Origin of the sequence: Marinobacter sp. M3C, assembly GCF_023311895.1 — a bacterium.
Classification (GTDB): domain Bacteria; phylum Pseudomonadota; class Gammaproteobacteria; order Pseudomonadales; family Oleiphilaceae; genus Marinobacter.
Map to the genome: position 1 here is coordinate 4221826 of NZ_CP092284.1, position 26541 is coordinate 4248366.

Annotated in this window: 26 protein-coding genes; 8 read left to right on the top strand and 18 right to left on the bottom strand. The window is 56.0% G+C overall.

The genetic code is table 11. The annotated features are described in order from the left end of the window. Positions 1-16: 16 nt before the first annotated feature. A complete protein-coding gene (locus tag MIH18_RS19850) occupies positions 17-1432 on the bottom strand; it encodes an acetyl-CoA carboxylase biotin carboxylase subunit (protein WP_249013312.1) in 1416 nt (471 codons plus the stop codon). A gap of 155 nt (positions 1433-1587) precedes the next feature. On the opposite strand from MIH18_RS19850, the gene MIH18_RS19855 reads away from it, so the two are divergent. Then, entirely contained in the window at positions 1588-2538 is a 951-nt protein-coding gene (locus tag MIH18_RS19855; RefSeq protein ID WP_249005589.1) for a LysR family transcriptional regulator, read from the top strand. 19 nt (positions 2539-2557) lie between these two features. Here MIH18_RS19855 and gatB read toward each other — a convergent pair whose 3' ends face one another. The 5 genes from gatB to MIH18_RS19880 form a co-directional block, all read right to left on the bottom strand. Next, positions 2558-4018: an Asp-tRNA(Asn)/Glu-tRNA(Gln) amidotransferase subunit GatB gene (gene gatB / locus MIH18_RS19860; protein WP_249005588.1), complete on the bottom strand. Its 1461-nt coding sequence runs from the start codon at positions 4016-4018 to the stop codon at positions 2558-2560. A 21-nt stretch (positions 4019-4039) separates the two neighbouring features. Continuing rightward, positions 4040-5497: an Asp-tRNA(Asn)/Glu-tRNA(Gln) amidotransferase subunit GatA gene (gene gatA, locus MIH18_RS19865; protein WP_249013313.1), complete on the bottom strand. Its 1458-nt coding sequence runs from the start codon at positions 5495-5497 to the stop codon at positions 4040-4042. 55 nt (positions 5498-5552) lie between these two features. Further along, positions 5553-5840: an Asp-tRNA(Asn)/Glu-tRNA(Gln) amidotransferase subunit GatC gene (gatC, locus tag MIH18_RS19870; RefSeq protein ID WP_249005586.1), complete on the bottom strand. Its 288-nt coding sequence runs from the start codon at positions 5838-5840 to the stop codon at positions 5553-5555. Positions 5841-6019: 179 nt separating this feature from the next. Further along, positions 6020-7438 (bottom strand): mechanosensitive ion channel family protein, encoded by a 1419-nt coding sequence (locus MIH18_RS19875; protein ID WP_249013314.1) that lies wholly within the window; start codon positions 7436-7438, stop codon positions 6020-6022. After that, positions 7425-7571 (bottom strand): entericidin A/B family lipoprotein, encoded by a 147-nt coding sequence (locus tag MIH18_RS19880; RefSeq protein ID WP_249005584.1) that lies wholly within the window; start codon positions 7569-7571, stop codon positions 7425-7427. Before MIH18_RS19880 ends, MIH18_RS19875 begins: the two co-directional genes overlap by 14 nt. Before the next feature lie 268 nt (positions 7572-7839). Between MIH18_RS19880 and MIH18_RS19885 the strand changes: the two genes are divergently transcribed. From MIH18_RS19885 to MIH18_RS19915, 7 genes are all read left to right on the top strand, one after another. Then, positions 7840-8880: a rod shape-determining protein gene (locus MIH18_RS19885; RefSeq protein ID WP_249009019.1), complete on the top strand. Its 1041-nt coding sequence runs from the start codon at positions 7840-7842 to the stop codon at positions 8878-8880. Between the two features lie 35 nt (positions 8881-8915). After that, positions 8916-9794, top strand: a complete 879-nt coding sequence (gene mreC, locus MIH18_RS19890; RefSeq protein WP_283164784.1) for a rod shape-determining protein MreC — start codon at positions 8916-8918, stop codon at positions 9792-9794. Further along, entirely contained in the window at positions 9794-10270 is a 477-nt protein-coding gene (gene mreD / locus MIH18_RS19895; RefSeq protein ID WP_249005582.1) for a rod shape-determining protein MreD, read from the top strand. The genes mreC and mreD overlap by 1 nt, the downstream gene beginning before the upstream one ends. A gap of 20 nt (positions 10271-10290) precedes the next feature. After that, positions 10291-10896 (top strand): Maf family protein, encoded by a 606-nt coding sequence (locus MIH18_RS19900; protein WP_249005581.1) that lies wholly within the window; start codon positions 10291-10293, stop codon positions 10894-10896. Further along, on the top strand, positions 10893-12383 hold the full coding sequence (gene rng / locus MIH18_RS19905) for a ribonuclease G (protein WP_249005580.1): 1491 nt from the start codon (positions 10893-10895) through the stop codon (positions 12381-12383). The genes MIH18_RS19900 and rng overlap by 4 nt, the downstream gene beginning before the upstream one ends. Before the next feature lie 37 nt (positions 12384-12420). Further along, positions 12421-16164, top strand: a complete 3744-nt coding sequence (locus MIH18_RS19910; RefSeq protein WP_249013315.1) for an AsmA-like C-terminal region-containing protein — start codon at positions 12421-12423, stop codon at positions 16162-16164. Between the two features lie 107 nt (positions 16165-16271). Continuing rightward, positions 16272-17114 (top strand): carbon-nitrogen hydrolase family protein, encoded by an 843-nt coding sequence (locus MIH18_RS19915; RefSeq protein ID WP_249005578.1) that lies wholly within the window; start codon positions 16272-16274, stop codon positions 17112-17114. Between the two features lie 38 nt (positions 17115-17152). Here MIH18_RS19915 and yjgA read toward each other — a convergent pair whose 3' ends face one another. The 12 genes from yjgA to MIH18_RS19975 form a co-directional block, all read right to left on the bottom strand. Next, on the bottom strand, positions 17153-17677 hold the full coding sequence (gene yjgA, locus MIH18_RS19920) for a ribosome biogenesis factor YjgA (protein WP_249005577.1): 525 nt from the start codon (positions 17675-17677) through the stop codon (positions 17153-17155). Positions 17678-17760: 83 nt separating this feature from the next. Then, positions 17761-19122 (bottom strand): magnesium transporter, encoded by a 1362-nt coding sequence (mgtE, locus tag MIH18_RS19925; RefSeq protein ID WP_249005576.1) that lies wholly within the window; start codon positions 19120-19122, stop codon positions 17761-17763. Positions 19123-19183: 61 nt separating this feature from the next. Continuing rightward, the gene (locus MIH18_RS19930) at positions 19184-19453 is read right to left on the bottom strand and encodes an HPr family phosphocarrier protein (protein WP_018402368.1); all 270 of its coding nucleotides are present in this window, start codon (positions 19451-19453) and stop codon (positions 19184-19186) included. Positions 19454-19460: 7 nt separating this feature from the next. After that, positions 19461-20345 carry an RNase adapter RapZ gene (rapZ, locus tag MIH18_RS19935; RefSeq protein WP_249005575.1) on the bottom strand — a complete coding sequence of 295 codons (885 nt, stop codon included), beginning with the start codon at positions 20343-20345 and terminating at the stop codon, positions 19461-19463. A gap of 52 nt (positions 20346-20397) precedes the next feature. Further along, positions 20398-20865, bottom strand: a complete 468-nt coding sequence (gene ptsN / locus MIH18_RS19940) for a PTS IIA-like nitrogen regulatory protein PtsN (RefSeq protein ID WP_249005574.1) — start codon at positions 20863-20865, stop codon at positions 20398-20400. Positions 20866-20950: 85 nt separating this feature from the next. Continuing rightward, positions 20951-21250, bottom strand: a complete 300-nt coding sequence (gene hpf / locus MIH18_RS19945) for a ribosome hibernation promoting factor (RefSeq protein WP_249005573.1) — start codon at positions 21248-21250, stop codon at positions 20951-20953. A 43-nt stretch (positions 21251-21293) separates the two neighbouring features. After that, positions 21294-22826 carry an RNA polymerase factor sigma-54 gene (locus MIH18_RS19950; RefSeq protein ID WP_249005572.1) on the bottom strand — a complete coding sequence of 511 codons (1533 nt, stop codon included), beginning with the start codon at positions 22824-22826 and terminating at the stop codon, positions 21294-21296. A 170-nt stretch (positions 22827-22996) separates the two neighbouring features. After that, complete coding sequence (lptB, locus tag MIH18_RS19955) at positions 22997-23722, bottom strand: LPS export ABC transporter ATP-binding protein (RefSeq protein ID WP_249005571.1); 726 nt, start codon at positions 23720-23722, stop codon at positions 22997-22999. Next, entirely contained in the window at positions 23700-24287 is a 588-nt protein-coding gene (gene lptA / locus MIH18_RS19960; protein WP_249005570.1) for a lipopolysaccharide transport periplasmic protein LptA, read from the bottom strand. The genes lptB and lptA overlap by 23 nt, the downstream gene beginning before the upstream one ends. After that, on the bottom strand, positions 24271-24888 hold the full coding sequence (gene lptC / locus MIH18_RS19965; protein ID WP_249005569.1) for an LPS export ABC transporter periplasmic protein LptC: 618 nt from the start codon (positions 24886-24888) through the stop codon (positions 24271-24273). The genes lptA and lptC overlap by 17 nt, the downstream gene beginning before the upstream one ends. Continuing rightward, entirely contained in the window at positions 24885-25493 is a 609-nt protein-coding gene (locus MIH18_RS19970) for an HAD hydrolase family protein (protein ID WP_249005568.1), read from the bottom strand. Before MIH18_RS19970 ends, lptC begins: the two co-directional genes overlap by 4 nt. Next, a complete protein-coding gene (locus MIH18_RS19975; protein WP_249005567.1) occupies positions 25493-26473 on the bottom strand; it encodes a KpsF/GutQ family sugar-phosphate isomerase in 981 nt (326 codons plus the stop codon). The genes MIH18_RS19970 and MIH18_RS19975 overlap by 1 nt, the downstream gene beginning before the upstream one ends. Between the last annotated feature and the right edge of the window lie 68 nt (positions 26474-26541).

Sequence of the window (26541 nt, forward strand, 5' to 3'; positions counted from 1 at the left end):
CTTATTCTCCTGTGAATTACCAGCCTGAATGCGCGGCGATGGTGGCGGCAATGGCGAGCGCAATGGCACTGGGGTGGCGTTTGGTTGAATATTTCAAAAGTTCCGGGTGGCTGGGCACAAAGCTGGTGTCAAAGTTGCCAGCGCGAAAATCCGGATGCGCCAGAATCTGCTGGTAATATTGGGCTGTGGTTTTGATGCCGTGCAGGCGCATGTCGTCCAGAGCGCGTTTGCCACGGGCGATGACTTCGTCCCAAGTCAGCGCCCACACCACCAACTTCAGGCACATAGAGTCGTAATAGGGCGGGATTTCGTAGCCGGTGTAGATTGCGGTGTCGACCCGCACGCCGGGACCGCCGGGCGCGTAGTAATGGGTAATGCGGCCAAAACTGGGCAAAAAGTCGTTTTTCGGATCTTCCGCGTTGATGCGAAATTGCAGCGCATAGCCGCGAAACTGAATGTCTTCCTGGCGATAACTCAAGGGTAGGCCGGCGGCAATGCGCAGTTGTTCACGCACAATATCCACACCGGTGATGGCCTCGGTGATGGTGTGTTCCACCTGCACCCGGGTGTTCATTTCCATAAAGTGTACTTCGTTGCCGGCCAGCAGAAATTCCACGGTGCCGGCGTTTTCGTAGCCTACGGCTTCGGCCGCCCTCACCGCCAGGGCACTAATGTACTGTCGTTGCTCCGGCGTAAGCTGCGGGCTTGGTGCGATTTCAATCAGCTTTTGGTTGCGCCGCTGTATCGAGCAATCGCGTTCGAACAGGTGAATAACGTTGCCGTGGCTGTCCGCCAGTATTTGCACCTCAATATGGCGCGGATTCACAATGCACTTTTCCATAAACACTTCGGCCGAGCCAAAGGCCTTGGTGGCCTCAGAAATGACGCGCGGATACTGGGCCGTCAGTTCCTGAGGTGTGTCGCAACGGCGAATACCCCGGCCGCCGCCGCCTGACGTCGCTTTCACCATCACCGGGTAGCCAATTTCGTTGGCCATTTTCAAAGCTTCATCCAGATCTGCAAGATTGCCGTCGGAGCCAGGTGTGATGGGTATTCCGGCGGCACGCATGCTGTCGCGGGCCTGAGTTTTATCGCCCATCTTATGAATGACATCGGATTTGGGGCCGATAAACGCCACGCCTTTTTGTTCGCACAAGCGCGCAAAGTTGGCGTTTTCTGATAAAAAGCCGTAACCGGGATGGATGGCGTCGCAGCCAGTTTCTACCGCCAGGTTGACAATTCGGGCTGGGTCCAGATAGCCCGCTAGTGGGTCTTCGCCCAACGAGTAGGCTTCGTCAGCGCGCTTTACGTGCAGGCCATAACGGTCTGGCTCGGTGTAAATGGCGACCGAGCGTATGTCCATTTCCGCGCAGGCTCGCACAATGCGGACGGCGATTTCGCCGCGATTGGCGATGAGTACTTTCTTCAACATCGGAGATTCCTCATTTCTTCGTCCCTAATGAAGGTAATAAAACCCGAATGACGCACTCGAAAAGATTAACGCTCTCGACTCTTTCGTAAAAATTGATATTATTTTGTTTAAGTATAAGTAATTCCTTATGAGTCGATTCAGAGGGCCCCCACGCCATGCCGTTAACCATTCAGAATCTTGCCAGTCGCCTGACTTTTCGCCAACTTCAGGTATTTAAGGCGGTTTACGATTTAAAAAACTATAGCAAGGCAGGGGAGTTGTTGGGATTAACGCAGCCGGCCATCAGCAGCCAGGTGCGACATCTGGAGCAGGCACTGGGGTTGCCGATGTTTGAGTACGTTGGGCGCAAGCTCTATTGCACCGCCGCCGGTGAGGAAATGGCTAAATGTGTGCGTTCGGTGTTTGCCGCCCTGGAGAAGATGCAGAACAATTTGGCGGCGCTGGAAGGGCAGGTGGCCGGGGAGTTACGGCTTGTCGCGGTGAATACGGCGCAATATGTGGTGCCTTATATGTTGGGGGCGTTTTTGCAGCTAAACCCGCAGGTCACCGTGTCAGTGTCGGTGGTGAACCGCGCAACGGCGCTGCAACGGCTGAATGACAACGCCGACGACCTGGTGATTATGGGTATGGTGCCGGCGGAGCGGCCACTGACGTCTTTGCCGTTTCTGGACAACGAGCTGGTGCCGGTGGTGCCCAAGGGCCATCCGTTACTTGGGCAAGCGAACGTCAACGCTCAGGCGTTTCTGGACAGCGGTTTACTGGTGCGGGAGAGCGGTTCGGGCAGCCGCCTGGCGCTGGAACTGTATTGTCAGAATCAACGTCTACGGGCGATTCCAAGTATGGAGCTGGGCTCTAACGACGCGGTAAAGCATGCGGTGTTGGCTGGCCTGGGCGTGGCGGTTTTGCCGAAACTGGGGGTGCTGTCCGAGCTCGCCCTGGGCAGCTTGAGCATTGTGAATATTGCCGGGTTTCCGCTCAGGCGCAGCTGGTGCGTGGTGTATCCCCAAGCGCGCCACCCAACCCCGGCCATGCGGGCGTTTATTGATTATGTGCAGCAGAATATCCGTCGGTTTGAGCAGTTGTTCCTCAGGCGCTCCGGGCCATAGAAGCGCCTGAGGCGTCAATTCAGGCGTTGAGTTTTCTTTGCAGAATTTCGGTGAACAGGCGCGGGTTACCCTGGCCTTTTGAGGCTTTCATTAACGGCCCCATAAAACCGCCCATCAGCTTCTTTCGCTTTTTCTCGTCGGCTTCCTGGTACTGGGCGATCTGCTCGGGCATGCCTGCCAATACTTCATCCACAATGGCTTCCAGAGCGCCGGTGTCTGAAACCTGTTTCAGGCCTTGAGCTTCTATTATGGCGTCAGCCGCATTCTCTTTAGAGCCGCCGTCGCCATTCCACAGTGTTTCGAACACCTTTTTTGCGCCTGAGGACGACACCGTGTTGTCTGCGATGCGCGCGACAAGCTGGCCCAGTTGGGTGCCGCTTATTGGCGCCTGCGCTACAGTTTTGTTGTCTGTGTTCAGGCGCGCCAAGAACTCGCCTAGCACCCAGTTTGCGGCCAGCTTGGGGTCTTTGCAGTGAGCGGCGGTGTCTTCAAAAAATGCTGACAGGCGAGCGTCGTCGCTCAACAGGCTGGCGTCGTAGTCGTTCAGGCTATATTGCTCTTTGAAGCGTGCTTTGCGGGCATCCGGAAGTTCTGGCAACAGAGCGCGCGCACTTTCGATAAAGGCATCATCGATCACCACCGGCAGCAGATCAGGGCAGGGGAAGTAGCGGTAATCGTTGGCTTCTTCTTTGCTGCGCATAGAGCGCGATTCGTCGCGATCGCCGTTGTACAGACGGGTTTCCTGAATGATGCGACCACCGTCTTCCAGAATGTCCATCTGCCGTGCTACTTCATGGGCGACGGCCTGCTCCATAAAGCGGAAGGAGTTCAGGTTTTTGGTTTCGGTGCGGGTACCCAGGGTGTCAGAGCCTTTGGGCTTGAGTGAGATATTCACGTCAAAGCGCAGCGAGCCCTGGCTCATGTCGCCGTCACAGATGCCCAAGGACGACACCAGACTGTGCAGCTTTTTGGCGAAAGCGACGGCTTCTTCGGCGCTGTTCATATCCGGCTCGGTAACAATTTCGATCAGCGGAGTGCCGGCGCGGTTTAAGTCGATACCGGTCATGCCTTGAAAACCCTCATGAAGGGATTTGCCGGCATCTTCTTCCAGGTGTGCGTGGTGGATGCGAACGCGTTTGCTGCGGCCACCGGCTAAATCAACGTCCACGAAGCCTGGGCCCACAATAGGGTGGTCCAACTGCGTGGTCTGATAGCCTTTGGGCAAATCCGGGTAAAAGTAGTTTTTGCGGTCGAACACCGAGCGCCGGCCAATTTCGGCGTTTACCGCCAAGCCAAACATCACTGCGTAACGGAAGGCCTGTTCGTTGGGCACCGGCAAGGTGCCAGGCATGGCCAGATCAACTGCGCTGGCCTGGGTGTTGGGCTCGGCGCCGTAAGCGGTGCTAGAGCCGGAAAAAATCTTGGTTTTGGTGGCAAGCTGAGCGTGTATTTCCAACCCGATCACAATATCCCACTGCATAACGGTTCTCCTGATTCGGGTTTACTGGGGAAGTTTCTGGTGCCAGTCGGTAACTTGCTGGAACTGATGAGCTGCGTTCAACAGGCGGGCTTCTTCAAAGTAATTGCCGATTATCTGCAGGCCCACCGGCAAACCGCCGACAAAACCGGCCGGTACCGACATAGCCGGAACGCCCGCGAGATTTACCGCAATGGTAAATATGTCTTCCAGGTACATGGTCACCGGATCGCTGGTTTTCTCGCCCTGTATAAACGCCGGCGACGGCGACACCGGACTCATCAGCACGTCCACGTCTTTAAACGCATTGATGAAATCCTGTTGAATAAGACGACGTACTTTCTGCGCTTTTAAATAATAGGCGTCAAAGTAGCCGGCGGACAGGGCGTAGGTGCCGACTAATATGCGGCGCTTCACTTCGTTGCCAAAGCCTTCGGCACGGGTGCGGGTGTACAGGTCGTTCAGATCCTGCGGGTTGTTGCAGCGATAGCCGTAACGCACGCCGTCAAAGCGCGACAGGTTGGCGGAAGCCTCGGCCGGAGCGATGACGTAATAGGCGGCAATAGCCAGTTCGGCGTGGGGCAGGGACACTTCTTTCACTGTGGCGCCCAGCTTTTCGTATTCCTTCACCGCGTTGCGGACCTGCTGTTCCATGGCGGGATTGAGCTGGTCGGAGAAATACTCTTTCGGCAGGCCCACGCGCAGGCCTTTTAAAGGCTGGTTCAGAGTTACGGTGTAATCCTGCACGGCGCGATCAGCAGAGGTGGAGTCTTTCGGATCGAATCCGGCCATTACATTCAACATCAGCGCGTTGTCTTCGGCGGTGCGCGCCATGGTGCCGCCCTGATCCAGGCTAGAGGCGAAAGCGATCATGCCGTAGCGTGACACCCTGCCATAGGTGGGTTTCAAGCCGGTTACGCCACACAGCGCTGCCGGTTGGCGAATGGACCCGCCGGTGTCGGTGGCGGTGGCGGCCGGCACCAGGCGCGCGGCGATGGCCGCTGCAGAGCCACCTGAGGAGCCACCGGGCACGCGCCTCTCGCCCTTATTCAAGCCCCACGGGTTGGTCGCCGGGCCAAAAAAGCTGGATTCGGTAGACGAGCCCATGGCGAACTCGTCCATATTGGTTTTGCCCAGGCACACGGCGCCAGCAGCGCGAAAATTGGCCACGACCGTAGCGTCATAGGGCGGCACAAAATCAGCCAGCATTTTCGACCCGGCGGTCGTCGCCACGCCGTTGGTGCAGAAAATGTCTTTATGAGCAAAGGGTACGCCGGTCCAGACGCTGGCGTTGCCGGCCGCGCGCTGTTCGTCAGCGGCTTTGGCATCGGCCATGGCAAAGTCTTCGGTGACGGTTATAAAGCTGTTGTACTGGCCGTCTTCTGCTTTGATGCGATCGAGGAACTCGCGGGTCAGTTCCACGCTTGAAATCTTGCCGCTTTCCAGTTCGCGGGAAAGCTCTGCTACGGATTTGTTATGCATGTTCAATCCTGATGGTGTGGTTCGTCAGATCACTCGATTCCCTTTAATCACTCAATCACTCAATCACTCGGGGTACAAGATAGAGGCCGCCCTCGGTGGCGGGAGCCATGGCCTGGAAGGCTTCGCGCTGGTTGCTTTCGGTGACTTCGTCGGCGCGCAGGCGCTGTACCGCATCCAGTGGGTGGGCCAGAGGCTCTACGTTGTCAGTGTTGGCGGCGCTGAGTTGGTCAACCAGGCTGAGGATGTTGCTCAGGTCGTTTTCCAATGCGGGTATCTGTTCGTCATCAAGACGGATACGGGCCAGTACGGCGACTTTTTCAATGTCTGCGCGGGAAATGGTCACGTTGACTCCGGTTCTTTGCATTTGATATTTCGACGGCGCCGTAATTCTTTACGGCGGAGTTTAGATCGGGTGGGCTTGGTAATAAGGCCGATATAGTAACAGATTCGTGGCCTGGCGGGAGAGGCGCGGCGGCCTTCTGAAGAAGGCGCCTCCTCGTCTTCGAGAGCTTGTGTCGAAACCTATTCAACTGGCCTGGCGTCGTCCAGTAGGTCTTCGGAGGTGGCGTCGCCGCGCTCCTCGCGTACCTGTTTGGATATGTGAGTGTCCGGGGCTACATTGAGCGCTTCATCGGCTGGCGTCAGGGGTATGGCTGGTGGTGTGATTGGGCTGGTGTTCGTGGTTTTCGAATCTGCTTCTGAGTGCTCGCCTAAGATTGTGGTTAACAAAGCCGCCGGAACCTGGTCGAAACGCAGGCGATAAATAGGCTCAGGCAATGTAAATCCTCGGGTTTCCAATGCGTTTTTGGCGGCGCGAATTGACAGGCTGCGGGCCTTACCGTAGTCGGAGTCGCGCTGGTCTATCCAGGCCATGAATTTGATCAGTATGTTGGAATCACCCACGGAGTCGATGATGCCGTGGGGTTCGGGGTCATTCAGTATCCAGTCCAGTTGTTGCAATGCGGTCAAGCCGGTTTGTATGGCCTGGGCGGGATCGTCTTCGGCGTCTACACCCAGCACGAATTCAAAACGGCGCTGGGGGTTGCAGCTGTAATTGAGGATAACGGCTTTAAATACGGTGGCGTTGGGGATGCGCAGGTGGTTGCCGTCAAGGGTCATCAGTACTGTTGAGCGTGATGTGAGGCGCACCACAACGCCTTCGTAGTCGTTAATGACCACGTGCTCTTGGGCGCGGAAGGGCTGGCGGATGCTGAGCATGATGCTGGAGATGTAGTTCTCCATGGAATCTTTGACCGCAAAACTGATGGCCAGGCCCAGAACGCCGGCGCTGCCCAATAGGGTGCCCATCAGGGCGGTGGCGCCAAGCACGTTGAGGGCCACTAGTAGGCCTAGAATAATGGTTAGCAGCCGCAAGGCATGACCTGCAAGCTCGGCCAGGAAGGGATTGTGGGTAAGCTTTGACCAAAGCCGTGTGTTGCCCGCCAGTCGATGCCCGGCGAAGGCAACAATGACAAAGATCGCGAAGGCGACCAAAAATAAAGGAAGCGCTCTTACCCAGCCGCGTAGGGTGTTTTGCAGCGAGTCCCACATGGGGTTCAGGTTGTCTTTCAGGTCCAGTGTGCGGACCACTTGATCGTCTACGGCTATTGCGCCGTCAATTCGGCCGGCCATTCGCAGGGCGCGTTGGGCCTGGGCTTCGTTTGCAACTTGCCCTGACACGGCTACAACGCCGCTGCTAACGCCGACTTCAAGTGATTCGAACTGTCGAATTTGGGCAAAAATACCGGCAATGCGCTGGGCAATAAGTGCGTCGCTGCCTTCGCCTGGTTCCAAGGCAATGATGGCCGCTGTAGGCGTTTCACCTTGCTCGGCCGCGACAGCAGGAAACGGACTAGCGGCAATAGCCAGCGCCAGAACAATCAACAGGCGCCAGACCATTGCCGCATTTACCGAGAGTGCTGGCGGCTTAATTGCTGGCATCCTTTGCTGCGCCTTCAATCGCACCACCGGCCGCTTCGATGTCTTGACCTACGCCCGCGGTGGTGTTGCAGCCGGACAAACCGCCGGCAAGCGCAAGAACCATCAATAAAATTGAGGCATTGATAATTTTCATGGTAAGTCTCCACTATTGCGGGTTGATCCGCCCAGCCAAGGCATTGGTGTTAGCTATTATCAATCTAATCAAAGTCTAATTGCTGACCTTCGTCAAACCGCAAGTCGCTCAAAACAGCATTTTGGCCCCGTAAATGCATGACGGTTTGTTCATGCTAGGGCAGGTCATTTGCATTTGCGAAGGCTGCGCCTTGCCTGTGCGGGGGGGCGCTGCTAAAGTTGCCGCATCTTTTCGCAGCCGCCACTCTCAGGTTGAAACTACACGAATGTTGATTAAAAGACTCCGAGGATTATTCTCCAGCGATCTGTCCATTGATTTGGGCACCGCAAACACTCTTATTTATGTGCGCGGTCGCGGCATTGTATTAAATGAGCCTTCCGTTGTAGCCATTCGTACCACTAATTCGCAGAAAACGGTGGCCGCTGTTGGCGCCGAAGCCAAGCGAATGCTGGGCCGCACCCCGGGCAATATAAGTGCCATTCGCCCGATGAAAGATGGCGTAATCGCTGACTTTGTGGTGACAGAAAAAATGCTTCAGCACTTTATTCACAAAGTGCATGAAAACAGCTTTATTACCCCCAGCCCTCGGGTATTGGTGTGTGTGCCCAGCAAATCCACTCAGGTGGAACGCAAGGCCATTCGCGAGTCGGCCATGGGTGCGGGTGCGCGCGAAGTGTTCCTGATAGAAGAGCCTATGGCGGCGGCCATCGGTGCCGGCCTTCCAGTGGAAGAAGCCAGCGGCTCGATGATTGTGGATATCGGCGGCGGCACCTCTGAAATTGCCATTATTTCTTTGAACGGTATTGTTTATGCCGATTCGGTGCGGGTAGGCGGTGACAAGTTTGATGAAGCTATTGTCACTTATGTGCGTCGTAACTACGGCAGCCTGATTGGTGAATCCACTGCGGAGCGCATCAAGCATGAAATTGGTTGCGCCTACGAAGGTTTGGAAGTTCGTGAAATTGACGTGCGTGGCCGCAATCTGGCTGAAGGTGTGCCGCGGGCGTTCACGCTCAACAGCGAAGAAATTCTAGATGCTCTGCAAGAGTCCCTGGCGCAAATTGTCCAGACCGTTAAAAGTGCTCTGGAGCAGTCGCCACCGGAACTGGCCTCTGATATTGCCGAACGCGGTATTGTGCTGACCGGCGGCGGCGCCCTGTTGCGCGGGCTGGACAAATTGATTAGCGAAGAAACCGGCCTGCCGGTGATCATCGCTGAAGACCCGCTGACCTGTGTCGCTCGTGGTGGTGGCAAAGCGTTGGAAGTGATTGATCGCGGCGGCATTGGAATGTTCTCCCAAGAGGGCTGATCCCGTGGGGAGAATAAGTTATTAAAACCATATTCGTGCAGGGACCGGTTCCGGGATTCCGGTTGCTGCTGGTTGTGGTGTTGGCGCTGGCGTTGATTGTTGCTGATGCCCGCTTCGACAAGCTGGGAGTGGTACGCAGCACGCTGGCCACGGGGCTGACGCCGGTCTACTGGCTGGGCAATGCGCCCACTCAATTTTCTGATTGGGTTGCCAGCCTGTTCGTCAACAAAGATGACCTCAAGCGTGACAACGACGAATTGCAGGCGCGGCTGCTAATTCTGGAACGTCGTGCTCTGAAATATGCCGCTCTGGCCTCTGAAAATAATGAACTGCGCCGCCTGATGAACTCCTCCGAAGTGCTCGACGACCGCGTTATAGTCAGCGAAGTTGTGAGCGTGTCGCCCGACCCGTTTTCCCATGAATTGGTCATCAATAAAGGCCGCAGCGACGGTGTTCACAAAGGTCAGGCCATACTGGACGCCGGCGGCCTGATGGGGCAGGTGATTCAGGTCAGCCAGATAACCGCGCGCGTTTTGTTGGTATCTGACAGCAGCCATGCGGTGCCGGTAGAAGTGGTGCGCAATGGCCTGCGGGCTATTCTGTTGGGCACCGGCAAAGCTAACAGTCTGGAACTGGTGCACGTTCCGGATACGGCCAACATTCGTGAAGGTGATCTACTGGTGAGTTCCGGCTTGGGCGGGCGCTTCCCCCGCGGCTATCCGGTCGCTGAAGTAAGCCGCATCAGCAAGGAACCTGGCGAGCCGTTTATCACTATTGAAGCCACACCCACCGCCAAGCTCAATCAGAGCCGTATGCTGTTGGTTGTGTTTCAAGCTCCTGTTCCCGATAACCAGCGGTCAGAAAATCAGCTTGAGCCTGCGCAAGACGGCAATCGTTTGCAGGAGGAACGCTGATGCTGTCGGTGATCAGCTACCCGGTGTTTGCTCTGTCGGTGCTGCTGGCGCTGACGCTGAGCATTGCTCCAGTGCCTTCTGGGTGGCTGGAGTTTCGCCCGGAATGGCTGGCGTTAATGGTGTTTTACTGGACGGTGCGTGCGCCGGCGCAATTTGGCGTTTTCCTCGCTGCCGCTCTGGGTCTGTTGCTGGACGTGCTGGAGTCAACGCCACTGGGTGTGAACGCCATGGCCATGGCGGTTGTGGCGTTTCTGGTTCTGACCGTACACCAGCGCCTGCGCATGTACCCATTGCCACAACAGTGCGCCATTGTGTTTCTGTTGGTGGGTATTAATCAGATGCTGGTGCACGTTATCAAACAGGCCCTGGGGGCCGACAATACCGGTTTCGGCTATTTGTGGCCGGCGCTAACCAGCGCGGTGATTTGGCCTTTTCTGAGCTTGTTGCTGGACAATATAAATCGCCGACTGGGCTAGGCCCGCACAAGAGGCAGTCAATGCAGACACTGATACTGGCTTCGGCTTCTCCGCGCCGCGCCGAATTATTGCAGCAAATTGGTGCACTCTTTGACGTGTGTCCTGCCGCTATTGATGAAACCCCTCGGCCCGCTGAGCCTGCCGCCGACTACGTTGAACGCATGGCGCGAGAAAAGGCGCTATTAGTGGCTGCCGCCGCGCAACCCGGTGCATTGGTATTGGGCTCGGACACCTCGGTGATAATGGACGGCGTCATTCTAGGGAAACCCGTTGACGCTGCGGATGCCAGGGCCACACTGGCGGCGTTGTCTGGGCGCGCACATCAGGTGCTCACCGCTGTAGTGCTGGCAAGCGCAGATGGTTGCCGTTCTTGCCTGGTAACCACCAACGTCAGTTTTTGCACTCTGACGGAGGCACAAATTGACGCCTACGTAGCCACCGGCGAGCCCATGGACAAAGCCGGTAGCTACGGCATTCAGGGCCTTGGCGGCATGTTTGTTGAACAATTGCAGGGAAGTTACAGCGCGGTGGTGGGTTTACCGCTTCAGGAAACCGCGGCATTGCTGAGCGCAGCAGGCTATCCTGTGTGGAACCAGTGGCCATGCAGTAAGGAGCGCCAATCATGAGTGAAGAAATTCTAATCAACGTAACACCGGTAGAAACCCGTGTTGCGCTGGTTGAAAACGGGATGTTGCAAGAAGCCTACATCGAACGCGCCAGCCGCAAAGGTATTGTCGGCAATATTTACAAAGGCAAAGTGGTGCGGGTGCTTCCAGGTATGGAAGCCGCGTTTGTTGATATCGGTCTTGAGCGTGCGGCCTTCATTCACGCGTCCGATGTGGTTACCAGTCAGCCCGGCAGTGACGACATTAGCGACGGACCCCGTGTGGTGCCAGATATTCGCACCCTGCTGCGCGAAGGCCAGTCGCTGGTGGTGCAGGTTACCAAAGATCCTATTGGCACCAAAGGCGCACGCCTGACCACCCAGCTTTCGATTCCTTCCCGCTATCTGGTTTTTATGCCGGGTGTTAACCATATTGGCATCTCCCAACGCATTGAAGATGATACCGAGCGTGCCCGGCTCAAGGCGATCGTGAATGAAGCCGCCTCAGAGCAGGCGTCTTCCGTAGCCATTCAGGGCGGTTATATTATTCGCACCGCTGCAGAAGCTGCCAGCGAAGAAGACCTGACCGCCGACATGAAATATTTGCACCGGCTTGGCCAGTCTATTAACGAGCGCATGGACAAAGTTCAGGCGCCAGCGGTGATTTATCAGGATCTGCCGCTGTTTATTCGCACCATTCGCGATCTGATTCGTCCTCAGACTGAAAAAGTGCGCATCGATAGCCGTGAAAGCCATCAGCGGGTGATGGAATTTGTGCACGAGTTCGTTAGCGAGTTTGCCGACAAAGTGGAGTATTACCCAGGTGAGCGCCCGATTTTCGATCTGTATTCGGTAGAAGATGAAATCCAGAAGGCTCTTAGCCGCAAAGTGCAGCTAAAATCCGGCGGCTATGTGATTATTGACCAAACCGAAGCGATGACCACGATCGATATCAATACCGGGGCATTTGTTGGTCACCGCAATCTTGAAGAAACGATTTTTAAAACCAATCTTGAAGCGGCTCGTGCCATCAGCCGCCAGCTGCGCCTGCGTAATCTGGGCGGCATTATAATTATCGACTTTATCGATATGGAAGACGCCGAACACAAACGCCAGGTGCACCGCATGCTGGAGAAAATGCTGGAACGGGACCACGCCAAAACCAAAATTACCGGGGTATCCGAACTGGGCCTGGTGGAAATGACCCGCAAGCGCACCACCGAATCCCTGGGCCAAGTGCTGTGTGAGCCCTGCCCGATTTGCGACGGTCGTGGCTTTCTGAAAACGGGTGAAACGGTGTGTTATGAGATTTTTCGCGAAATATTGCGGGTGAATCGCGCGTATGACACCGAAAGCTATCTGGTAATGGCGTCGCAAAGCGTTGTCGACCTGTTGGTTGATGAAGAGTCGGATAATGTGGCCGATCTGGAAACCTTCATCTGCAAAACCATTCGCTTTCAAGTCGAACCTTTCTACAGCCAGGAGCAGTACGATGTTGTGCTGTTGTAAGCTTGCTGTTGGCAACCGGCGTTTGGAGTAATACTCGGTGTCAAAGCAGGAATCTCCGCCCCCGGCCCCGAATTCCCTGCCGCTGCGCTGGTTAGCGCGTTTGTCTGCGCTGGTATGGTGGCTGGCGCTGGCTTTGTTGCTGCTGTTAGCTCTTTATGCCGGTTTGGGGCGCCAGTTGACCGCGGACATGAACCAGTACCGCGATACCTTGCAGACCCAGCTTTCGGAACAGCTGGGTGACACAGTTAGCATTGGTGAGTTGTCGGCGCGTTGGTATTGGCTCAACCCGGAGTTCAGCGCAAAAGATGTGATGGTCACAGAGACCGGCCTGGACGAGCCTTTGGCCTACCTGAGACATCTGCGAATGCGCGTGGATTTTCTGGCCTCGGTGTTGCGTTTGCGCCTGGTGCTGGAAAAGTTCGAGGCTGACGGCCTGGATCTGGCCCTGCGCCAGAAAGCGGCTGGGCAGGTGGTTCTTGCCGGCAGCGGTCTTGAGGTCAGCGACAATTCGTTGCTGCGCTTGGTCGCTTTGGCCGAACGCTGGCTTTCAAAACCTTTTGTCCGCATCACACGCATACAGCTGGCTGTTACCGACAGCAGTGGCAACTTGCGTCAACTGGACATTCCGCAACTTGATCTGCTTTATCAGCGCGGTCTTTTCCGCGCCTCCGGCCGTGCTATGCAAGCCGGCACCAATCAGCAATTGGCCAGTTTTCGCTTGGTAGGCCGGAGCTTTTTGTTGGGTCAGTTCACAGGCCAACTTTACGTAGACGTTGCTTCCGGGCGCCTGTTTGATGGTCTGATCGACGATTATCGCTGGCGTGATATGCGGGTAGAAGGCTTTGATGTAGGCGGCCAGGCCTGGCTCAGCTTTCGTGACGGCCAGTTGGAGCAGGTCAACGGGACCTTGCGCACCCCCTATTTACAATTGGGGGTTGGTGCCATGTCGCTGGCTCCGTTGGAAGACATTCGCGCCCGTTTTGGATGGCGCCGCGACGAGCAAACGCCTGGTGGCATCGGTGAATGGCACTTGCGGCAGCTGCAATGGCGTTGGAACGGCGATCAGGTGTCGCCATTCAGTGCACGGCTGACAACGCGGCCCAACAGCTCTGCCGAGGCCGGTACTGATTCCGCTGGCGTAAGATTCGTGGCTGAGGCGCTCCCGCTGCGGCCATTGCGCCGGCTTGTGGCGGCATTGCCGTTATTGCCGCAGCTTGCCCAGGCAGCGTTGGACGACTACAAACCCGCAGGTTTTTTGGACGCTATGCGGCTAGACATACCCCATGCGGCCCCAGCCGATTTTCAGCTCAGCGCCCGGCTGCGGGATGTTAAAGTTAACGCACACAACGGTGCGCCGGCTGCCAGCTCTGTGCAGGGGCATATCTACGTTGACCGCCGTGGCGGCTATGTGGATACCTATGCCGCAGAGCAGCCGGTAGAAATTGAATTTCCTGAACTGTTTTCGGCACGCTGGCAGTTTCCCCGCTTCAAAGCCCTGGTAGCCTGGCAGATTGACGGTGCTCTTATACGGGTGTTCTCTGAGGATATGCGCCTGGGTATGGGTGAGCAGACCGAGTTGGTTGGCGGTTTTGATCTGCGCCTGGACCAGCACGGCGACGATAATTTGGGTTTGCAGGTACAGATTGAGAACGGTGATGCCGCAATGATTGCGGACCTGGTGCCAGAGTACGCCGTGGCACCGGAGCTTTACAGATGGTTGACCACCGCCATTGAGGCCGGCCTAATTTCCTCTGGCGCTTATTACGGCCACGGCCAGATTGGCGCCGACGCGCCACCGGAGTCGTTTATGTCGGCTATGTGGTACCAGTTTGAAGAAGCCATTCTGCGCTATGACTCACAGTGGCCGGCAGTGACCGACGCCCGCGGCCGGGTGGAAGTTCACAACGGCTCGGCGGTGGTCAGCGTAGAACAGGCAAATAGTGGTGGTTTGCAACTGCGGCCGAGCACGGTGCGGTTGGTTACTGATAACGAAAGCCCCGTGGTGAGCGTTAACACAGCGGCTCAAGTGCCCGCGCAAGCCATCGACTTCTGGATGAAGAACAGCCCACTCGGCGAGGTTGCCGGCGACGGTTTAAGCCAGATTTCGCTTACCGGCAGTGCGGATTTACAGCTGGCTTTGCGCTTACCCTTAAATCAGCCCCGGCAATTTTCAGTGGATGCCCTCGTGGCGGCCAACGATGTTGATTTGCAACATCTGCCTTCAGGCCTGAAATGGATGCAGATTCGCGGGCAGGCCCGGTATCGCAGCGAGCAGGGCTTTAGTGGCGCACCAATGCAGGGCATTTTCCAAGGCCAGCCTGTCACCATAGGCTTGGGTATTAACGAACAGGACGGGTTAACCGTCACCCAGATTGGCCAGTTGGATGCCGAAGCCCTTAGGCAATTAGCAGATGTGGCCGCTGATGCCAGTTACGGCATCAGCGGAGGGTTAACCTACAGCGCCGATCTGGTTCTGATGGCGGCAAGCCCGCCCGAGCTGGAGTTGTATTCAGACTTACGGGGGCTGGCTATAGACTGGCCCGGGTCTCTCGAAAAAGCGATGACCGAGACCGCACCTTTACGCCTGACTCTGGATTCGTCGGTAAAAGACGGTGTGGCATTTGGAGTGAATTGGGAAAATCGGGGCCATGGCTATGTGCGTACACTGGACACCGGGTTTGATGCCCGCGTGGATTATCTTCAGCTGGGTAGCAGTCGATTAAGTGATATAAATATCAGTGCTCTGGACCTGGATAAACAATGGACCGTGCGATTGGACTCAGACCTGGTCAGCGGACGCATAGAGGTTCCGAACGACGGTTCTGAGCTGACGGTGGATTTACAACACCTGAACTTGCCCCGTAACGATTCGCAGGAGCCAGCACCTACTGCAGCGGCGAACCTGCGCGATAGTGTTGACTCAGGCGCCGCGGCCGAACTGCGGCCCCAAGACTGGCCTTCCGCAAATGTTCGCATAGCTCGGCTCGCCCTGGCCGGCGAGCCGCTGGGGCAATGGTCATTCTTGCTGCGCTCCCAGGCTGGTGGTGTAAACATCGGCTCCATTGAGGGCAAACTGGATTCCTTGGCGCTGGCGGGTGAACTCAACTGGCTGTTGCAAGGGCAAAATCAGGTTAGCCGTTTTAAAGGTAGCGTCACGGGGGGCCAACTGGCTGAACTTGGAGGGTTGTTTGGTGCGGATATACCTCTTGAGAACCTTGCGACCAATATTGAACTGGCGCTGGAATGGCCAGGTCGCCCGGATCAGTTCGGGCTCAAGCAGCTGAGCGGCAATATCAGCATGACCCTGGAAGACGGTGTGATTCTGCAACAGAACAGCAGTGCCCAGCTGTTTCGCGTGTTCAACCTGCTGAACACCGACACCCTGTGGCGCAGGCTGCAGTTGGATTTCTCCGACTTGTATGAACGCGGCGTGGCGTTTGATGCGCTTTCTGGCAAGGCGCAGATTGCTAATGGGCTGTTAACCCTGGACCCCGAACTGCAAATTGTGGGTCCCTCCGGTGCTTTTAAATTAAGCGGCACCACCGATATGGCCGCTGAGAGCCTGGACATGCGGTTGGTCGTGGTGGTGCCTTTAACTCAGAATTTGCCTTTGGCGGCGTTGCTAATGGGGGCAGGAGCACCCATTGGCGGTGCTCTTTTTGTACTGGATAAAATACTGGGCGATCCGTTAAGCAAGCTGACCAGTGCCAGTTATAAAGTGTCTGGAACTTGGGACGATCCCAAAACCAACTTGCAGGGTGTGTTCGGCGCAGGTAACTGAACCCCGCTGCGGTTCGAGTTCATAATCGCGTTGGTCATGGGCACAGGAGTAAGGTGCCTATGAGTAACAATTACGTTATGCGGCGGTAACAATTAAGGAGTTTGGTGATGACACAGCAATCCTCGGCGCTTGTGGCGGCCCTGCAAATGGTCAGTGGGCACCAGCTTCAGGATAACTTGAATGCTGCCGCCGCACTTTTACAGCAGGCTGCGGAGGCGGGCGTAAAGGTGGCCGTGCTGCCGGAAAACTTCGCAGTGCTGGCCAGCGACCAAATGCTTCCCTGCGGGCAGCAGGAGGCCGGTAGCGAAAGCATTATTCGAACTTTTCTGGCACAACAGGCGAAAACCCTGAAGCTTTGGATTGTGGGCGGTTCATTGCCGTTGGCTCTGCGCCCGGATGGCTCGGTCATTGCTGACCGGGTGCGAGCCAGTTGCCTGGTGTTCAATGATCTGGGCGACGAAGTGGCGCGTTATGACAAAATCCACCTGTTTGATGCCCAAGTGGACGATGCCCACGGCCAATACCGTGAGTCGGATACCTTCGAAGCGGGAGATCAGGTGATTACTGTGGACACGCCAGCCGGGCGCCTGGGGCTGGCGGTTTGCTACGACCTGCGCTTTCCGGAGCTGTTCCGCGCGCTGCGTGACAAAGGCGCTGACTGGGTATGCCTGCCCAGTGCCTTTACCTGGAAAACCGGAAATGCCCACTGGCACGCGCTGATTCGGGCGCGCGCCATTGAAAACCAGCTATACGTGGTAGCTGCCGGGCAGGGTGGGCACAACAGCAGTCAGCGCCGCACCTACGGCCACAGTCTGATCTGCGACCCTTGGGGCAGTGTGCTGGCCGAGGTTAACGAGGACGGCCCCGGTATAGTGACCGCAGCGTTGGACAAACATTGGCTGGATCAGCTGCGCCAGCAAATGCCGGTATGGAGTCATCGCCGCCTGTAGCGGCCACTGCGTAAGCACGCAAAACGCTTTTGGCTGGCCTACATTTGCTCGTTGGCGTCAATGCACTCGCGCAGGTAGCGGAACAGTTTTCGGCCGTGGCCGGCGCTTTGCGGTTTCTGCACTTCATTGCGGGCATTGCGTGCCAAATTGCGCAAATGCTGGATATCCGCACCCGGGCAGTGGCTTAAAAACTCACCAACAATACTGTCGCCCTCGGTGATGATACGGTCGCGCCAGCGCTCAGCCAGGTGATGGCGGCGGGTGTGCTCTACACTGCCCGCAGAGAACGCGGTGATAGCGGCCTGCAGGGCCTCGGGGTCGGGCTCCTGACGGATGATCTTGCCAATGTATTGCAAATGGCGGCGCTTGGCTTCGTTTTGGCGGATGCGGACCGATTCGTCGATGGCGCGGCGCAGCGTGTCGCTGATTTGCAGGCTGTCGAGCTGTTCATGGCTGAGCTCCTGCATTTGTTTGCCAAGGCCTTGCAGCGCGTGCATCTCGCGCTTGACCTGAGACTTGCTGGGGCCGTCGTATTCAAACTCTTCTTCGTTATGATCAATCATGAAATTACCGGTTACTTAGGTGTAAAAAGCTATTTAGATGTAAAAATCTGTTTAGATTTAAAAAGCATCTAGATGTAAAAGGTTCAAGCATAAAAAAGAGTCGCGAGGCCAAGAAAGGACACAAACCCGACAACATCGGTGACGGTGGTCAGAATCACACCGCCGGCCAGCGCCGGATCAATATTACGCGACTTCAGAAACAACGGTAACACGGTGCCTACCAAGGCTGCAGCGACAAGATTGATTACCAGCGCCGCGGCAATGATCGCGCCCAGCATAATATCCTTGAACCACAGGGTAGCCGCGCCGGCCACCACCAAAGCCCACAACACGCCATTCATTGCACTCACCAGAAACTCGCGGTTTAACAACCAGCCTACATTGGCGCTGCTGATCTGGCCAACGGCCATACCGCGGATGACCAGTGTCAGGGTCTGGCTGCCGGCAATGCCGCCCATACTGGCCACAATGGGCATCAGCACCGCCAGTGCCACCACCTTGGTGATGGTCTCTTCAAACAGACCGATCACTCCAGAGGCGATGAACGCGGTCATCAGATTAATACCCAGCCAAACCGCGCGCCTGCGTGAGGTTTTCCAAACCGGTGCAAAGGTGTCTTCGTCATCATCCAGGCCCGCCATCCGCATCAGTGAGTGATCGGCATCTTCGCGGATAACATCGACCACGTCATCGATGGTGATGCGGCCCAGCAGTTTGCCATTTTCCGCTACCACCGGCGCCGAGATCAGGTCATAGCGCTCAAACAGGATGGCAACCTTGGTATCTGACAAAGTGACAGGGATGGGCTCAATATCAGTGTCCATCACTTCACGCACGGTGGCGGCAGGATTCGATACCAGCAAGGAAGTAACCGGCAGCATGCCGATAAATTCATCGCGACGGCTGACCACAATCAGGCTGTCGGTCATAGAGGGCAGGGTGCGGTGGCGGCGCAGATAGCGCAGCACCACGTCAATGCTGATGTCCGGGCGCACCGTAATGGTGTCGGTGTTCATCAAACCGCCGGCGGTGTCTTCGGGGTACGACAGTACCTCTTCCACCCGCTGGCGGTCTTGTTCGTCCATGGTGTTCAGAACTTCCTGAATCACCGTGTCGGGGAGCTGCTGAAGCAAGTCGGCCAGATCGTCCGACTCAAAGTCTTCAATCAGGTCAGCCAGCTCCTGAGCGTTGAATTTGCTTAGGAAATCGCCCCGGATGTCTTCATTTAGATACTGAAGAACTTCGCCTTCAAGCTGTTTGTCGACCAGATTCCACAGCAGCGCCCGTTGCCGCGGAGGCGATGATTCCAGCAAGTGAGCGATATCACTGGGGCTGAGGCCGCCATTGAGGATGCGTGCCACTTGTTTCAGGGCACCACTGTCCAGCGCTTCTCCTAACGAGCGAAGACGCTGGCGTGCCTGGCTTTTTTCCAGAATATCGGTCATGGCTCATCCGCTGTCAGAAAACGGCTGTATTATAGCGAACTTGCGGGCACTGCGTGAGCGACTATTCGCCCTCGCCAAAGTAATCGTTGATCAGTTCTGTCAACGCGATGATGGCCTGTTGCTCGTCGTCACCGTCGGCAATCAGTTCAACTTCCGTGCCCTGGCTGGCGGCCAGCATCATCACCTGCATGATGTTTTTGGCATCCACTTCACGGCCTTTTCCGGCGATTCTGACTTTGCTTTGGTGAGCAGACGCTGTAGCCACCAGTTTGGCCGTTGCGCGGGCGTGCAGACCCAGTTTGTTGATGATAAAAAGCTGGCGTCGGATCATGGTTGAATCAGGCGTCCTGTACGGTGTTCAGGTGCAGTAATTCGGAGTGACGTACTTGCACGTTGTTGCTGTGCTGGCGGAAGTGGGCGCCCATTTGCTCGCAGACATAAACCGAGCGATGCTGGCCGCCGGTACAGCCAATGGAAATGGTCATGTAGCTGCGGTTGCTGTCGGAAAATGCTGGTAGCCACGAGGTCAGAAAAGCGATGATTTCCTGCACCATTTTTGCGCTCATGGGTTCGTTCTCCAAAAAATCGATCACCGGTTGGTCCATGCCGGTAAACTTGCGCAGAGAGGTGTCCCAGTGGGGATTAGGCAGGCAACGCACGTCAAATACGTAGTCTGAATCAACCGGTACGCCGTGCTTGAAACCGAAAGACTGGAACAGCAGCGCCAGTTCCTGGTCTTTGCGGCCGACCACCCGCTGTTTGACCATGTCCCGCAAATCATACATGCCCATGCCAGTGGTGTTTATGTAAAGGTCAGCCAGATTCGACAAGGGTTCCAGCAGTTTTTTTTCTGAGCTAATGGCTTCGCGCAATGACGTGTGATCGTCGCTCAGTGGGTGCTTGCGTCGGGTAGCATGAAAGCGTTGCAGCAGAGATTGCTCGTCGGCGTCTAAAAATATGATTTCAGTGCTGACGCCGGTGTCCTTCAGGCGTCCGTGAATATCTTCGAAATTGGCCAGTTCACCGGACAGGTTGCGCGCGTCTATACTCACCGCCATTTTGTGCAGGCGGCCGGCAGGCTCTTGTGCGGCAGCTTCTTTGGTCAGCGGGAACAGAAGGCCAATGGGTAAGTTGTCGATGCAGTAGAAACCCAGATCTTCAAGAACGTGCAACGCGGTACTTTTACCCGATCCGGAGCGGCCGCTAACAATAATCAGTTTCATCGTTAATACCCCTTTGAGTGCGAACGGTCGAAGTGGATCCGGTCAAGACAGATTAGCGTCCCGAGGTCATACGTTGAAATAGGGTAATGGCATCTTCCGACTGGCGCAGACGGTCACAAAAAGCCCGGTCGTTGAATTTTTCTGCAAGCTGGCTAAGCAGCTCAAGATGCTCGCTGGTGGCTTCTTTTGGCACAACCAGAGCAAAAACTAAATCCACCGGCTGGTTGTCAATGGCATCGAAGTCCACGCTTTCGCTGAGGGTGATGAGAAGGCCAATAACGTGCTCCAGGCCTTCCAGGCGGCAGTGGGGAATAGCGATGCCCTGGCCGATTCCGGTAGACCCCAGGCGCTCGCGGGCAATCAGATTGCTGAATATCTGAGTGTTGCCCAAGGTGGCGTTATGCAGGTGAATTTGCTCTGCAATAAACTCAAGAACCCTTTTCTTGCTGGACGCTGGCACGTTACAAAGTGTCAGTTCCGGGGCAAGGATGGTTTCTATAGTCAGGGATGTCTCGCTCATGGGTCGACGGTACTTCCATTAAAAAAAAGGCTGCGGCATGGTGCCATGCCGCAGCGCGTGAAGCGTTTACGCGTTGTATCCGGTGTTAGTTACCATGCATCCGGGATACTTGCTTTTCTTTGTACTTGAGGATCTGGCGGTCCAGTTTGTCCACCAGAGCGTCAATCGCTGCGTACATGTCTTCATTTTCGGCCTTAGCGTGCAATTCGCCACCGCTTATATTTACGGTAGCTTCGGCTATCTGGCGCAATTTTTCCACCTGCAGAGTCACATTGGTGTTACTAATCTGGTCGAAGTGGCGCTCCAAGCGCTGGAACTTTTCGTTCACGTACTCTTTGAGTGCTTCGGTCAGTTCGACATGATGGCCAGAAATATTGAGTTGCATAGGCTTCTCCTGCTATTGCATCGGTGTTGTTACATTGGTGCTGCTACACCAGTCGCTTTCTTTCGTTCGATGGAGGTATTTGTAGTGCCTCCCGGTATTTGGCCACGGTACGCCGTGCCACTTGGATTCCCTGTTCCCCAAGCATGGCGGCAATCTTGCTGTCGCTCAACGGTTTTTTGGAGGTTTCAACGGCTATCAGTTTTTTTATCATGGCGCGGATGGCAGTTGAAGAACATTCTCCGCCAGCATCGGTGCTGACATGGCTGGAGAAAAAATATTTGAGTTCAAAAATGCCGCGAGGTGTATGCATGAATTTCTGGGTGGTTACCCGGGAGATGGTAGATTCATGCATTTCTACGGCTTGGGCGATTTCCGAGAGGATCAACGGCTTCATGGCTTCTTCCCCCTGGTCTAGAAAACCCTGTTGATATTCCACAATACGGGTAGCCACTTTTAGCAGCGTTTCGTTGCGACTTTGCAGGCTTTTAATGAACCATTTAGCCTCTTGCAACTGATCGCGCATGTAGGTGTTATCAGCGCTGCTATCAGCGCGCTTTATCAATGAAGCATAGCTGGCATTGACGCGAATGCGCGGTGCAATTTCTGGGTTCAGCTCTACCCGCCAGCGCTCGTTGCGCTTGTACACAATCACGTCTGGAATCACGTAGTCCGGTTCGGTTCGGTCAATCACATCGCCGGGGCGCGGGTTCAGGCTGGTAATCAGCGCCAGTACGTGTTTTAGCTGATCTTCTTTTAAGCGGCTACGACGCAGCAGTTGGGCGTAGTCACGGTTGCCCAGCAGGCTGATGTAGTGGGTGATGACCATGCGCGCCTGAGAAACCCAAGGGGTGTCTGGTGACATCTGGTTCAGTTGGATTAGCAGGCATTCCTGCAAGTTGCGGCCAAACACACCGGGTGGGTCAAAAAACTGTAGGCGTCTTAGTACCGCTTCAAGTTCATCCAGTTCCAGCGGGTCGTCGTCTTGTTCGTCCTGCAGGCCGGTATAAATCTCGGCCAGCGAGCTGGTCAGGTAGCCGCGCTCGTCAACGGCGTCCATCAGGGCGTGAGCAACGGCGCGGTCGCGGTCCGTCATGGTGGTCAGGTTAAGCTGCCACTCCAGGTGATCGCGCAGGGTTTCAGCGGGCGAGTTGCGAGTTTCAAAATCGTAGTCGTTATCGTCGCCATTGCTGCTGGCCGGTGCCGGCGCCGATTGGTATACGTCGTCCCAAGCCGTATCCACTGGTAGGTCGTCTGGCAGGGTATCGGGGATTTCGTTTTCGCTGGCCCAGTCGGGACCATTTTCGTTTTCGTCCCAGTCTTTGCTGGTGTCCACCGAGGCATCTGTTGCGCTGGAGTCCGTATTTTGATCGCTGTTGGTGTCAGCGTGCGTGGATTCCTCATCGCCGTGATCGTCGTCTTCCGGTGCTTCCAACATGGGGTTGGATTCCAGTGCCTGCTGAATTTCCTGTTGCAAGTCGAGGGTAGAAAGCTGTAGCAGGCGAATCGCCTGCTGGAGCTGGGGCGTCATGGTCAGGCTCTGGCCCAGCTTGAGCTGCAAAGAAGCTTTCATCACCATTCTTGGGAATCCATTACTCGATCGGTTGGCGCGTGGCAGCCACCGAAAAAAGGTTGGCTAACCGGGGTTTGCGTTCACAAGCAAGTTCTCTGCCGAGTCTACTAGAGTTCGCCGGGGAATCAACCGATTCACCTTTGGCGATGTCATCGCATGCCCACTTTTAAGGTTTATTACAGCCGGAATTCGTTGCCCAGGTAGACCTCTTTGACCTGTTGATTGGCAAAGATTTCGGCGGAGCTGCCGGAGGCAATAATATGGCCCCCGGATACAATGTAGGCGTTTTCGCAGATGTCCAGGGTGTCGCGCACGTTGTGGTCGGTGATCAGTACGCCTATGCCTTTGTCGCGTAGGTGGCGAATGATTTGCTTGATGTCGCTAACCGAGATTGGGTCCACCCCGGCGAAGGGTTCGTCCAGCAGAATAAAAGCGGGCTCCATAGCCAGTGCGCGAGCAATTTCTACCCGGCGGCGCTCGCCCCCAGACAAGGCCATACCCATACTGTCGCGGATGTGATTGATGTGAAACTCGGCTAGCAATTCCTCTAACTTCGCTTCGCGTTCCGCCCGTTTCATATTTTTACGGGTTTCCAGAATGGCAATGATATTGTCGCGCACGGTGAGCTTGCGAAACACCGAGGCTTCCTGGGGTAGGTAGCCAATGCCTTTGCGGGCACGGCCGTGCATGGGCAGCGGGGTGATGTCCTGGTTATCAATCGTAATGCGGCCGTGGTCAGCCTGCACCAACCCGACAATCATATAAAAGCAGGTGGTTTTGCCAGCACCGTTAGGGCCTAGCAGTCCGACGATTTCGCCGCTGCGAATTTCCAGCGACACGTCAATCACCACTTTTTTCTGTTTGTAGCTTTTTGCCAGATTACTGGCTCTGAGAACGGCCATCGGATTCCTGTGTGCTGCGCGGCTGGATCGTCATTTCTACCCGGCCTGACCCGGAGCCTGCTTCGGTGCTGCCTTGGGCAGTGACGACGCGGTTCACGGTGTCGTAAAGAATCAGTTCACCGCGAAAAATATTGCCAGTTTGCATGATCACTGCGTCGCGTTCAAAGGTCAGCTGCTTCTCGGCAGCAGACCAGGTTATGGTGAGGGCTTTTGCGTCGGTTTCCCCTTTTCCGTTGGCCGTGGGCTGAACGTAGTGGGCCGGGGTGCCGGTGGCTTTAATGCGGTTAAGCCCATTTATGTCGCGGTAGAGCACCACCTCTTGAGCAAACAGCTTGGTGTCGCCTTGCACCAGTTCAACATCGCCGGTGTAGGTTGCAACGCCTTTGGCATCGTCAAGCCGCGCTGAATTGGCGGCCACGTTGATGGGGATATTGGAATCAAGATCAAAGGCCAGGCCTGGCGTGCTGACGAGTAAGCCTGCCAGCCCGAAGCTCACGCCCAGCCTCTTGCCCAGGCCTCGTGCGCGGCGCCAAAAGAGTGTATTACCTTCAGTTACCAGTTTCATAGCGTCCTTCCACCTGGGAATCAAGTTCCAGAATACGTTCATTGAGCCAGGCTTTCATGCCCGTGGCGTTGGTAGTGCCGGTGGCGTCAACGATTTCGACGGGGGCATCGGTGTACGCCATATTGGTGCGGTTATCCAGCGTCAATCTGGTCGTGCTCAAGGTGGCGCTGCGCTCACCAATCTGTCGAACAATGCGCACATCACCTTCAAGCTCCAGCTGGCTGTTGCCGTCGAGCAGTTTGCCGTGTTTGGCGGTAAGCTGCCAGGGTTCTGAGCCGGGCTCGCCTTGGATCGTGGCTTGTGGTTCGGCCATGATGGCGTATCCGTTGGCCTCGAACTGTTCAATGCGAGGGCTGACAAACTGGATTTTGATGGTGCCTTGTTCGTCGTAGGAAGTGTACAGGGCGTCCACCACAAAGCTGTCGGGCTCGCTGTCACCGCGCAGTTCGCTATCTTGCGTTGGCATGGGTACTTCGCTGTCGCTGTGCCACAGCAGTGCAGCGGCGGCAATAAACGTGGCCAGAAGGGCAATCGTTTGCCACCTGGGGCGTTGTTCCGGTAACAGCGTAACAAGCAGGCCGCCGCCTTTACCTAAGGTCATGGTGCGCTTTCCGCGCCGCGGGCAGGTTTAAGATAGGGTTCAAGGTAGGGCGCTAGGGCCGTGTCGAGCTTGCCTTGGGAAGCGAGAATCAGGTCGCAGGCCTCGCGCACCGCGCCATCACCGCCGCGACTGCGGGTGCAGTAATCGGCGTGCTCCTGCAGCAGCCAATAGCTGTTGGGCACGGTAATGCCAAGGCCGGCGTAGCGAAGCGCTGGCAAATCCGGCAAATCGTCACCCATATACGCAATATCACTGGCCGGGATGCCCAGCAGATCGACAATCTCCAGCAGTGCAGTGCGTTTGTCTTCGCGGCCCTGCAACAAGTGCGGAATACCCAGGTCAGTCATGCGTTTTTCGGTCAGTGGTGAACGCCTTCCGGTAATGACTGCGACCGTAATGCCTGCGGCCATCAGCTGTTTGAGTCCGAGCCCGTCGAGAATATTGAAGGCTTTTAGCTCGTCACCGCTGGCACTGAAGTAAACTTTTCCATCGCTCATGATGCCATCCACATCCAGTGCAATCAGGCGAATATTGGCTGCTTTGGCGAGCACGCTGGCCGGCCATTGCGGCCGGCAATCAGGGGCATCCACAACAGGAGTGTCCATTAAATGACTCCCGCACGCAGCAGGTCGTGCATATTCAGGGCCCCCACCAGCTCACCGTGCTCACCGACGACTGGCAGTGCGCTAATCTTCATTTCTTCCATGATATTCAGAGCTTCTGCTGCCAGTTGCTCGGCGCGGATGGTTTTGCCATTACGGGTCATCAGTTGCTCTATGGCGGTGGTGTGTACGTCTACGTTTTTATCCAGGCTGCGGCGCAGGTCGCCGTCAGTGAATACACCTATCAAGGCGCCGTTGCTGTCCACGACAGTGGTCATGCCCAGACCCTTGCGGGAAATTTCCAGCAGCGCACCGCTAAGGGTCGTACCTTCACTGACTACCGGAACGCTGTCGCCACTGTGCATGATGTCCAGCACTCGCAGCAGCAGACGGCGGCCAAGGCGCCCCCCAGGGTGCGAAAACGCAAAGTCTTCGGCGCTAAAGCCTCTTGCTTCCAATAAGGCAACTGCTAAAGCATCGCCCATCACCAATGTGGCGGTCGTACTGGATGTGGGTGCCAGGCCTAAAGGGCAGGCTTCTTTCAATACACTAACGTCCAGATTGGCCAATGCTTCCTGTGCCAGCACCGATTGCGGATTACCGGTCATACTGATCAGCGGTGTGCCCATGCGCTTTAGCAATGGCAGCAGGGTAACCACTTCGTTGGTATTGCCGCTGTTGGAGATGGCGATCACCACGTCCTGGCTGGTAATCATGCCCAGATCACCATGGCTGGCCTCACCGGGATGAACAAAAAAAGCCGGTGTGCCGGTACTGGCCAGAGTCGCAGCAATTTTGTTGCCGATATGGCCAGATTTGCCCATACCGGTCACCACTACACGGCCACGGCAAGCCATAAGTGCCTGGCAGGCGCTTGTGAATGATTCACCAATACGCTGTTCAAGGCTGGCAATGGCATCGCGCTCGATGCGGATGGTGTTGAGCGCGGATTCTCGGAAATCCTTTGGCACTGGGTCTGTCATCCTGTTCCTGCTCTTTAGTTCTAATTCGGCTGATGGCCGAGATTTCGCCGCTTGGGCTGTCATGAAAC